The 10,654-nt window shown below is 65.2% G+C and carries 12 protein-coding genes; 4 read left to right on the top strand and 8 right to left on the bottom strand.

Features of this window, described 5'->3' with window-relative positions:
* A partial coding sequence (locus VEI45_RS21790; RefSeq protein WP_324856602.1) for an FAD-binding oxidoreductase occupies positions 1-592 on the bottom strand: 592 nt, incomplete at its 3' end.
* A gap of 56 nt (positions 593-648) precedes the next feature.
* On the opposite strand from VEI45_RS21790, the gene VEI45_RS21785 reads away from it, so the two are divergent.
* A complete protein-coding gene (locus tag VEI45_RS21785) occupies positions 649-2,043 on the top strand; it encodes an alpha/beta hydrolase domain-containing protein (protein ID WP_324856604.1) in 1,395 nt (464 codons plus the stop codon).
* Between the two features lie 282 nt (positions 2,044-2,325).
* Here VEI45_RS21785 and VEI45_RS21780 read toward each other — a convergent pair whose 3' ends face one another.
* The 4 genes from VEI45_RS21780 to VEI45_RS21765 are packed head-to-tail and all read right to left on the bottom strand — an operon-like array spanning position 2,326 to position 5,429.
* Positions 2,326-2,706: a hypothetical protein gene (locus VEI45_RS21780; RefSeq protein ID WP_324856601.1), complete on the bottom strand. Its 381-nt coding sequence runs from the start codon at positions 2,704-2,706 to the stop codon at positions 2,326-2,328.
* 39 nt (positions 2,707-2,745) lie between these two features.
* Positions 2,746-2,913 (bottom strand): hypothetical protein, encoded by a 168-nt coding sequence (locus tag VEI45_RS21775; protein WP_324856605.1) that lies wholly within the window; start codon positions 2,911-2,913, stop codon positions 2,746-2,748.
* An 8-nt stretch (positions 2,914-2,921) separates the two neighbouring features.
* Positions 2,922-3,929: an Lrp/AsnC family transcriptional regulator gene (locus tag VEI45_RS21770; RefSeq protein ID WP_324856600.1), complete on the bottom strand. Its 1,008-nt coding sequence runs from the start codon at positions 3,927-3,929 to the stop codon at positions 2,922-2,924.
* Positions 3,930-3,950: 21 nt separating this feature from the next.
* Positions 3,951-5,429, bottom strand: coding sequence for a CoA transferase (locus tag VEI45_RS21765; RefSeq protein ID WP_324856599.1), 1,479 nt, complete (start codon positions 5,427-5,429; stop codon positions 3,951-3,953).
* A 165-nt stretch (positions 5,430-5,594) separates the two neighbouring features.
* Here VEI45_RS21765 and VEI45_RS21760 point away from each other — a divergent pair, with 165 nt between their 5' ends.
* Positions 5,595-6,722, top strand: a complete 1,128-nt coding sequence (locus tag VEI45_RS21760) for an FAD-dependent oxidoreductase (RefSeq protein WP_324856603.1) — start codon at positions 5,595-5,597, stop codon at positions 6,720-6,722.
* Positions 6,723-6,752: 30 nt separating this feature from the next.
* On the opposite strand, the gene VEI45_RS21755 is transcribed toward VEI45_RS21760, so the two are convergent.
* The 3 genes from VEI45_RS21755 to VEI45_RS21745 all read right to left on the bottom strand — a co-directional run bounded on the left by VEI45_RS21755 (position 6,753) and on the right by VEI45_RS21745 (position 9,236).
* Entirely contained in the window at positions 6,753-7,499 is a 747-nt protein-coding gene (locus tag VEI45_RS21755) for a methyltransferase domain-containing protein (RefSeq protein WP_324856598.1), read from the bottom strand.
* Between the two features lie 140 nt (positions 7,500-7,639).
* Positions 7,640-8,629 carry a hypothetical protein gene (locus VEI45_RS21750; protein ID WP_324856597.1) on the bottom strand — a complete coding sequence of 330 codons (990 nt, stop codon included), beginning with the start codon at positions 8,627-8,629 and terminating at the stop codon, positions 7,640-7,642.
* A 37-nt stretch (positions 8,630-8,666) separates the two neighbouring features.
* Positions 8,667-9,236: a carboxymuconolactone decarboxylase gene (locus VEI45_RS21745; protein ID WP_324856596.1), complete on the bottom strand. Its 570-nt coding sequence runs from the start codon at positions 9,234-9,236 to the stop codon at positions 8,667-8,669.
* A 113-nt stretch (positions 9,237-9,349) separates the two neighbouring features.
* On the opposite strand from VEI45_RS21745, the gene VEI45_RS21740 reads away from it, so the two are divergent.
* The gene (locus VEI45_RS21740) at positions 9,350-9,928 is read left to right on the top strand and encodes a helix-turn-helix domain-containing protein (RefSeq protein WP_324856595.1); all 579 of its coding nucleotides are present in this window, start codon (positions 9,350-9,352) and stop codon (positions 9,926-9,928) included.
* A gap of 26 nt (positions 9,929-9,954) precedes the next feature.
* Positions 9,955-10,654, top strand: a 700-nt coding sequence (locus tag VEI45_RS21735) for an SDR family NAD(P)-dependent oxidoreductase (RefSeq protein WP_324856594.1), incomplete at its 3' end; no start/stop codon positions are given.

Raw genomic sequence — 10,654 nt, 5'->3', positions numbered from 1 at the left:
GCGGAGCGAATTCGACGTCGAGTGGGCCGAACAATGCCGGTGTCTGGACTCCCGCACAGATGAGCACGCGATCGCTTCGTATGGCGGTGCCGTCGGTCAGGGTCGTCGTGCCCTCGTCGTCCACCGACACGGCCGTGCCGCGCCGGATATCCACCCGCCGCGCCAAAGCGGTCAGCGCGCGGCGGATGCGCAGGCTGCCGCCCAGCGGATCGAAAAGTCCGCTCTGCCATGGCGCAGCCAGAAAGGGAATCCGCGCTGTGATCGCGGGCTGATCAAGCCGGGAGAACACCGCACCGGCGGCCGTCATTGCCGCGGCAATATCCTGCACTGCGGCGGCGGCGATAAAGCCCTCCGAGCCAAGCAGCCGACCCACGCCGAATTCGGCCTCCCAGCACTGCCAGCCGTCGCGGGCCCGCATCGCAAGTCGGCATAACTCCGGGCGCCGGTGAGCGATGCGAAAGATCCGTGCCAGCCCGGCGGACTGCTCGGCGAACGGCTCACCGCGCTCGATCACGACCGCCTGCGCGCCGCGGCGCGACAGCTCACAGGCGGTCGCGAGCCCACATATTCCGGCGCCGATGATGACAATCACGCTAGAACCGACTGTGCCACAGCTATGATGCCCGCGTGCCGATAACTGTCACGCCGATGTCGGGTAAACCCGCACTCCTGTTGGGCGCCTTCGACATAGCCAGCTTGGGTTATGTCGCCGAGGAGTTCTTCATCTCCGGACCGGCCTCGTCCTACAGTTCCGCAGCCGAACTCGGCCCCGACGGCCGGTGGTGCGTGACAGCCACAGACTCCGCTGACTTCACCACCCGGATGGTGGTGCTGACGCCGGCGGATCGGGCCCGGTTCAACGGGACAGTGCTCGTTGAGTGGCTCAATGTGAGCGGCGGCATCGATGCTGCGGCGGTTTGGATGATGGCGCATCGCGAGATGGTTCGCGCCGGCTACGCCTACGTCGGGGTGTCGGCCCAGCGCGTCGGCGTCGAAGGCGGCACGAACTTGATGGGCGTGGACATGTCGCTGAAAAGCCAGGATCCGAAACGGTATGCGGCCCTGTGCCATCCCGGCGACGCGTTTGCCTACGATATCTTTTCCCAGGCCGGCCGAGTCGTCAAAGACGGGCGGCGCAACGGCGTTCTGCGTGAGCTGCACGCCGAACACGTCGTCGCCCTGGGCGAGTCGCAATCGGCTCTGTTCCTGACGACGTATATCAACGCTATCGACCCGTTAGCCCAGGTCTACGATGGCTTCTTGGTGCATTCGCGATTCGGGCCGGCCGCGCCAGTGGACGGTCAGTCGATATTCGACGTGCTGGACAGCAACACATCCCAGGCGGTGACATTTCGCCCAGACCTCCGTGTCCCGCTCCTTACCATCATCACCGAAACAGATCTCTTCGGCGGTCCGCGGCGGGGCTATCACAGTGCGAGACAGCCTGATAGCCAACGGCTTCGGGTTTGGGAGATCGCCGGCACCGCGCACGCCGACAACTACACGATTCAGGTGGCGCCGATCGACACCGGCTCTGCGCCGCTGACTGATATCGTCGCGGCCTACGCGCCGACAGACAGGTTGATGGGCCAGCAACTGGATCACTGCATCAATTTCGGACCGCAGCACCACTACGTTCTGCAAGCCGCGCTATCGCAGCTCCGCCATTGGGTGCGCACCGGCCGGCCAGCGCCCAGTGCCGTACCTATCGAACTCACCGATGCCGAACCACCTCAGCCCATTCTCGATGCAAACGGGCTCGCGCGGGGCGGCGTCAGGACGCCGTGGGCGGACGTGCCGATTGCCCGGACATCCGGTGTCGGCAGTGAGGAGACCACGATGTCGTCGATCTTCGGCTCCGGCGAACTATTCGATACCGCCACCGTGCGCCGGCTCTATCCCGGCGGTGCAGCCGACTATCTGGAACGCTTCACTGCGTCGCTCGACTCGGCGATTCAGTCAGGGTTCATCTTGGCCGCGGATCGCGGGGAAATTCTGCAGCTCGGCGCCGCGACCTTCCCCGACGCCACGCTTGCTGGATGATCTCGAGCCCGTTGCCGTCGGGGTCATGAAAGGCGAACATCGGCGGAACTCCGTCCCAGCGCAGTAACTCGCCGACGTCGACACCACGGTCATGCAACCGCTGATGGGCCGTGGCGGCGTCCGGGCTGGTCAGGCGGATGCCCGTCTCGACGCCGGCGGGAAGCCCTTCATGGGCCCGCAGCAGGGCGATCGTCGCCGTTGACCCGGGTGGGGCCGTCGACAACATGACGACTGAACCGCGGGAGAATCGACAGTTCGCAGCGCTCGATCAGACCCTGCGATTCACAACGGCACGCCCTCAAGGGTCAAGCTGAACAGGGCGTAGGCCATGCAGAATAGAAAGTTCAGCGTGACGAGAACCAAGCCCACAAAGATGAGCGACCGCGCGCCGCGACGTTTCAAGCGCGTGAACTTCGTGACCAGCTCTTCATGCTTCAGCTGGATCGCTATCAGTGCGAAGTTGACGTCGGCCATCTCGGCGGCTGCAATGGGCACACCTGCCAGCATCTGCCGAAGCCGCTCCGGCGAGGTGTTGACGCCGACCCGCGCGAAGCGCCGACTCAGTCGTCGCGCCTGTCTGCGGCCGAGAACCTGATTTCGCAGCTGAAACCGATGCGATAGTTGCCCACGTTCGTTCCCCCAGGGGTTCGACGGGGTCGTCACACGGCGGATTGTACTTCGCTCGCGGCTAAGATCCGACGGTTACGGCTGATTGACTGCCCGCAGTTTCAGCACCTGGCTGCTGGCGGTGTAGCTACCGCCCAGGACCAATAGGGAATTCAGCCGGTACCGCATTATCACCGGCTGGGATTCCGTGAACTGGTCAGGATCCACGACGAACGGCTTGCCCGCCAAAGCGCGGGACAGCACTCGAATCCTTAGACCGGCGCCCAGAGGTCCACGGGGACGACGTCCTGTGCGCGGCCGTCGAGCCCCAGCAGCCGCCCCCAGGACTTGACCGAGCGCAGCACTACGCGGGTGTCGAGCACCGCGACGCCGGGGTATTCGGCTGACAGTCGGTGGATCACCGGTTCGAGGTCGGACACATCGTGCAACTGCATGGTGACGAAGATGTTGGCCGCTCCGCCGCCGGTTACCGCCACACAGAACCGGGTCTCGGGATATCGGACCAGGGTGCGGCCCACTGCCGCCACGGCTGACCCGTTCACGCTGAGCTTGAGCGCGACTGCGGTCAGCCAACCCGCTTGTACCCGTGCGAAATCCGTGCGGAACGCCAGCATTCCGGCGTGCGTCAACAGGCCCATGCGCCGCCGCACCGTGGGCTCCGGCCGCCCGACCGCCGCAGCGAGGTCGCGGAAACTGAGCCGACCGTCGCGTTGCAGCGCCAAGAACAGCTCGCGATCGAACTCGTCAAATTCATGCGCCGGAGTTCTTTTGGCGGGCTCGGGAGTTACCGCCCGAACTTGATCAGGGCTGAGACCGCCCAGCCTCCAGCGGGTGCCGCTGAACAACTGGGTCATCAGCGCCGATTGGACCCGATTCAGTCCAGCGATGGCCGGCAGCTTGTCAACGATTAACTTAGCCAGCAACGGTTGATCGGCGGCAACCACAAACGCGTAGAGGCTGTCTTGGCCCGTCGTAATGTTGACGCTGAAAACCTGTGGTATCGCGGCGAACTCGTTGGCCACTGTCGGCGCGGCGCCCGGTTGGCACTCAGCTTCGAACAGTGCCGCCTTGAGCGGCAGCTCCGGGCCGGGCGCGGACGACACCCATGCCCGGCCGGTGGATACCAGGCGGCGCCACCGGCGTGCCGCAGTGACCGGCGAAACGTCCAGCACCGCACCCAGCTCTTCAAAACTCGCCAGCGGATTGAGGTGGAGCGCGTCGAGCAAGGCGATATCCAGCTCGTCTACCCCATCGCCCATGACCAGAATTGTCGCGCGATGTCACATGGTTTCGGGGCTGTTGAGGCTCAACCATTCGGGCCGGCTCGACCCGCGCGGGACCAGGATCGGATCGGGCCAGCGGGGTGGCGTGTGGCTGAAGCTGACCGGCGGGGCGAGCATGTGGACCTGTCCCATCGGGGTGTCGGCGTCATAGGCGTCGGGGATACCGATGGTGTGCTCGTCGTCGCGACCGGCGTCGGCGGGGTCGACCAGCCCCAGGGTTTGGTACCACATGGCGTTGAGGGTGAGGTTGACGGTGACGTGCCAGCTGCCGCCTTCGGTTTGTTGTTTGATCAGCCCGGCGGCCGCGCCGAGCGCGCCCATGTAGCCGGTGATGAAGTCGTTGATCAGCCCGGTGGGCGGCAGCTGCGGATTATCGGGGCTGCCTTCGATGGCCATCAATCCGGAGGCGGCCGAGCCGTTCATGTCGAAGCCGCCGCGGTTCGCCCACGGCCCGGTCGAGCCGTAGCACGTGACCGAGACGTGCACCAGCCCGGGATGGGTCTGGGCAAGCTCGCGGGGGTCGATGCCCAGCTTCTCGAGTTTGAGCTCGCGGTGGTTGTTGACTACCACGTGGGCGTCGCCCAGCAGCCGGTCGACGTCAGCCTTTCCGGTCTCTTTCGTCAAATCCAGCCAGGCGCTTCGTGATCCGATGTTCGCTTCGAAGTACACCCAGTCGTGCTCGAAATCATTCGGGCGGCCCGCACCCAAGACGTCGGCGCCCTGCTCGGCCAGCACACGTCCCACGGTGGGCCCGGCGATGGCATGGGTGAACGACAATACCCGCACCCCGCCGAAGGGCCGATCCGACGGGCCCAGCTCGCGCGGCGGTGCGTCACCGATGCGGGTCAAGCCGATGACCGGCTGGCCGGCCAGCAACGACCCATGTGGATGGGCCAGCCACTCCTCGGGCGTGCGGGCTATACAGGCCGGCAGCCCGGCAGCATTGGCAGCGTCTTCCAGTTCAACGGCGTCCCAATTGCTAAATTTGTCAGCAACTTTCGTGATGTCGGGTGGCACATCGAGGAAGCGGCACCAGTTGGCCGCCTGGTGCGGATACACCGCCGAGGCCATCACTGTTCGTCCGTCGCGGGTGCGATAGGGAATCAGCGCGAACGGGTTGTCCATTACCAGCGCGATCGAGGGGAATTCTCCGGCCAGCGTTGGCTTCCAGGCGAAGCTGGGATTGATGTGGTGTACCGCCTGGCGCAGATCTAGATGCAGATTCTGTCCGGGACCGCCGCGATGGCGGTGCATCGTGGCCGCGGCAACTGCGTTGCCCATCATCGGAATACCGATCGCCGCGCCGAGCCGGTGGCGAGCCGCGATGATCGGATCCTGTCCGGAGAATGTCACGCGGCCGCCCGCGTCGGCGGCCGACAATCCCACGTCGGCGAGTAGTCCATTGAGTGCGACGGTCGGATCGAATGCTGTGTCACTCGTCGTCCTCGTCCATGCCGTTTCGGCTGTATCAGTCATGGCAGTCAGCATGAAGCCGGTGGTCGACGGACCCCGAAAATGAAGGAAACTCATCAGAATCCGCATCCCGATGACGGAAAGCGCCAAGGCTGTGCGGGATAAATCCAAAGTTAGAACATGTTACAGTTTGCTGATTGTGGCCAAAGCTTCCGATGCGTCGACGACATGAGCCGCAAACGCGTCGTCGTCGCGGGACTGGGAGACGTCGGAGTCCTCACCGCGATCCGGCTCGCCCGTCACGCCGACGTCGTCGGCATCTCGGCCAAACCTGCACTGGTCAGCGGCCAGGAACTCGGCGTGCGATTATCCCGACCCGACGACTGGGCCCGTGACTACTGGATCCCCTTCGACAGATTCCGCCGTCTGGATCGGGTGCGGATCATTCAGGGCACACTGACCGGACTCGACCTGGCCGCCCGAACCGTCTCCGGTCGGCGCGACGACAGCGAGGCATTCACCGAGGACTACGACGCGCTGGTCGTCTGCACCGGAGTCAGCAACGGCTTCTGGCGCCGGGCGACCGTGCAGTCGTCCGCCGAAATCGGCGCCGATCTGCGCGCTGCACACGACCGCGTGGCTGCGGCCCAATCTGTGATCGTCGTGGGCGGCGGCGCAGCCGCGGTCACCAGCGCTGCCAACATGGCAACTACCTGGCCGGACAAGCGAATCGACCTGTACTTCCCCGGAGAGCGGGCGTTGGGTGCCTATCACCCGCGGATTTGGCAGCGCATCCAAAGCCGGCTGACCGAACTCGGCGTTGGCCTTCACCCGGGGCACCGCGCCGCGCTCGCCAACGGCTTTGTCGGCGATCAGATCACCAGCGAGCCGGTGCACTGGAGCACGGGACAACCCCCGGCCTCGGCCGAGGCCGTGCTGTGGGCAATCGGGCGGGTGCACCCCAATACCGACTGGCTGCCGCCGCAATTGCTCGATGAGCACGGCTTCGTTCGCGTGACACCGGAGCTGCAGGTCCCCGGTCATCCAGGCGTATTCGCGATCGGCGACGTCGCGGCCACCGACCCGCTGCGCAGCTCTGCCCGCAACCGCGGGGATGCGCTGGTGGCCCGTAACATCCGCGCCGAACTCGCAGGTCGACGGCTGCGCACCTACCGGGCACCGGGGCGGAGGTGGGGTTCGCTACTGGGTATACAGCCCAACGGGCTGGAGGTCTTCTTCCCCACCGGCCATGCGCTGCGCTTCCCATCGTGGTCGGTCGAACACGTGGTGATGCCGTTGATCGTCCGATGGGGCATGTACGGCGGAGTGCGCGAAAACCACCCACTGGCGAGATGAGCCCTGACGGCCCGACGGCAGGCCGCGGTGTCACCCGCGTTTGCCACGCACCCACTGGAAAGTGCCGATGGTCTTGGTCCGCACGCTGACGAAGCCGTGGTCCTCCAGAAAGTCGCCGATTTCGTCCTCGCCGAACACGTAAGCACCGCCGTTGGGCAGCTTCCGCCAGAGCTCCGGGGCTGCCCGGACAATGGGCACCATCACCGCCAACCGGCCACCCGGTCGCAGCACCCGGGCCATCTCGGACAGCGCTGCGAACGGGTCTGGTATCAGCTGCAGGACGGCGATCGAGACGACGGCATCGACGGTCTGGTCGCGCAGCGGCAGCCGTTGCGCATCGGCCCGCAGGAAGCCGACCTGCGGGCCCGCTTCAGCGCGCACCGCGCGCGCCAGCATCGGTTCTGAGATGTCAACGCCCAACGCGAGCCCGTCGGATCCCGCAGCGCGAGCCAGCGACGCGGTGATAGAACCGGGACCCGAGCCGACATCCAAGGCGATCCCGCCCTGCGGGATGTTCAACCACTCGACCGGGTGCTGCAACGCGGAGACGAACCTGCGCGATATGGCCTGCGCGTTGTCGTACAGCATCGAACCGATCGACGACGCCCATACCGCCTGAATGGGGCCGGTGTTCTTGGCCGGGCCCTCGTCGTCGACTGCTGAACTGCCCAGCAGGTCGAGATACCCCTTGCTCGCATCCGGTTCGGCAGGCGGATCGGTGAGCAAATCCAGCGCTCGCTCCAGGGCAGGAGACAACGTCGTGTTAACAGTAGTCATGTGCGCCAGTCCTCCACATCGCTTCGCTCTGCATCGTCGCACGCGCGGGTCTTGTGCATTCCCTCGATGAAATGTCAAGTTCTACAAGCGTTTACGAAACCGCAGCCGCAATTCTTCGACAGCTCGTTTCTGTTCGCAGCCTACGCCGGGGCGTCGGACGGTTCCAGTTCGAGACACAGCAGTGCGGCTTTGCGCACGATCCCGTCAGGCGGGGCGGTGGTGCCGCCGTCGGTCGTGACATAGGCCACCCGCCCGTGGTCACCGGGACGGCGGCGCCAGGCAGCGCTGGACGGGCCGACCAGGAGTTCGTCGAACGGGTCCCCGGCGATGTGGCGCACTTCGCTGCCGTGCCGAGGCGCAAGCGGCACCCGGTCGACGGTATTGGCGCGATGGCGGGTGACGTAGGCGAATCCGGCGTTCTCATCGACACAGAAGTCGTCCCCGTTGTCGATGGCGGCGACGAACTCGACGCCACCCGCGGGCTCCAGCGTCTTCGGGTCGACCGCGACGCGCACGAAAACCTTTTGGGCGGTGGAGGTGTAGAACAGGTATCCGCTCTGCGCGCCGAATCGCACGCCGTTGATGCCTGGCTGCGGCGGCCACGGGACACCGCTATCGGGGTCCATCGCCATCGTGTCGTGAGCCAGCCAGATCCGGGCCGTCGCGCTTCGGGCATTTGGCACCACGTCGATTCGCCAGATCAAACCGGCGAAACTGTCGGCGACGAGCATCACCCCAGGCGCAATCACGCAGCTGCCGTTGAGCCCGCACGCCCGCTCGCCGAAGGTGTAGATGGTCTCGGGCGACACCGGGTCGCCGGGCGTCCAGCCGGTTAAGTCAACGCAGACCAGATACGCTCTCTGGCTCTCATAGGCGTCGCAGACACAGATGACGAACACGTCGGGTTCGACCTCGGCGATGCCAGAGACCATGTACTCGAAGGTGTGCACCAGAACCGGGGGTACCTCCGCGTGCGGCTCGGGGCCCGGAACGCACCACAGCTCCTTTTGCAGCACCGCGGTGATCAGCACGGAGCCGTCAGCGCGGACGGCGAGGTTCTCCAGGAAGTACTTTTCCGGGAAGTGGGCAACCGGTGTCAAAGTGACTGCGGGAATTGGGGCTATCGGCATGAGAGTTCCTCCCTCTCCGTTTCAACAGCGTCGCTATTCACTGGTCCAGTCCTACCGCGTTAGCGGGAACATCGAAGGCCGCCAGCGTCATTGACACCGCGGTGAACCAGCCGATGAGGACCGTGACGTCGACGATTCCGGCATCACCCAGGAGCGCGTTGGCGCGCCGGTACAGTCCCAGCGGTACGAAGCGCGGGGCGACGAGAGCGCAAGCGAGTTCGTATACGACCTGCTGACGCGGATCGTCGAACGAAACAGGGCGGCCGGCAATCAACGCCCCGACCGTCTCGGGTGCAAGGCCGCCCTTTTCGACACCGATCTTTTCGTGCTCGTAGTTGGCGTACGGCGTGGCCCAGCGGCCGGTGGTGAGGTTGGTGACGATCTCGATCTCCGCCTTGGTCAGCGTCGAATCGGTTTGGTAGTACGCGCCGGTGGGCACGATGGTCTGGGACAGCCGGGGGTTGGCCAGCCAGATTTTGTGCGGGCCCGGGACGAGGCCCCGCAGCTCGCGCGTGAAGTCGTATGCGGCTTTCATTTCCGAAGGCATGCGGTCGACCGGGGTCTCGGTGAAGCGACCGAAGGTGCCGAAGTCAGGGGAGCCGGACATGCTGGACCGCCTTTCCGCGAATGATCGTTCGCGTTTTATATATTCCGACTCTGCACCCCGGAAGCCGATGTTGTCAATAGCGAACGTTCGTGCTTTTTTGATAGCCTCCGGTGGTGCCGAAGGTCTCAGCGCAGTACCGCGACGAGCGACGGGCCCACATCCTGGCCGCCGCCCGACGCTGCTTTGTTCGCGACGGGTTCCACCAAACGTCCATGCAGGATCTGGTGCGCGAGGCTGGCATGTCGTCTGGCGCGGTCTACCGCTACTTCGCCAGCAAGGACGCGATGATCGTCGCGATCGCCGAGGAAAACCTCGATCAGATCGTCGCGATTGTGCGGGAGTCGGTTGCCGATGGCGCCGACCTCGGTGCGGCGCTGGCCGCGGCGCTGGAGTTCGCGAGCTCGCGCCACGCCGACGACGGGTTCGCCGCGATCGCGCTCATCGTGTGGTCGGAAGCATTGCGCAATCCCGCCTTGGCTGAGCGGTTACGGAAATCGTTTGATCAGGCCGGTGAGGCACTCGCCGAAACCGCCCGCGGGATTACGCCGACCGGTACGGAACTTGCTCCTGACGTGCTGGCCAAGACGCTGCTATGCGTGCTGCCCGGCTATCTGCTACAGCTGGCGATCCGGGGCGCCGATGCCGTCGCGCCCGTTGCCGACGCCGTGCGGGAGCTGTTTCCGCAACGCTAGTCTCGGCTTGACGAGGGAGAAACACAGTGACGACAGCGTGGTCGCCGAGCCGACTCGGCAACCTGACCGGCAAACGCATCATCGTGACCGGGGCGACGAATGGGGTGGGCCTTGGAACCGCGCGCCTTCTCACGCGCGCGGGCGCAGACGTGATCATGGCCGTCCGCAACACAGAATTGGGTAAGCAGCGTGCCGCCGAGATCGGCGGCTCCACATCGATCGCCAAACTTGATCTCGCCGATCTGTCCTCAGTGCGCGCATTCCCCGACCAGCTCGACGACGACGTGGACATCTTGATCAACAACGCCGGGGCAGTCGTCCAGCACCGAGCCGACACCGTGGACGGCTTTGAAATGACAATGGGCACAAACTTTTTGGGTCCGTTCGCCCTGACCAACCTGCTGTTCGGACGGGTGCGATCACAGATCATCAACGTCGGATCCGACGCCCATAGATCGGCGACGCTGCGGCTCGATGACATGCACCTGCGCTCGCACCGGTGGGCGGCGTATCCGGCGTACGCGCGTTCGAAACTCGCGGTGATGCTCTGGGGCCTCGAACTCGACCGACGGTTGCGGGTAGCAGGGTCCCCGGTCACAACCCAGCTCACGCACCCGGGTTGGGTGGCCTCCAATCTGTCCCACGTATCCGACAAGCCACTGATGGCGGGTTTTCATCGCGTGGTCGAGACGTTGGCAAGCAGATTCGGCAACGACATCGACGAAG

Origin of the sequence: Mycobacterium sp., from assembly GCF_035623875.1 — a bacterium.
GTDB lineage: Bacteria > Actinomycetota > Actinomycetes > Mycobacteriales > Mycobacteriaceae > Mycobacterium.
This window is presented reverse-complemented; position numbering and strand designations above follow the sequence as displayed.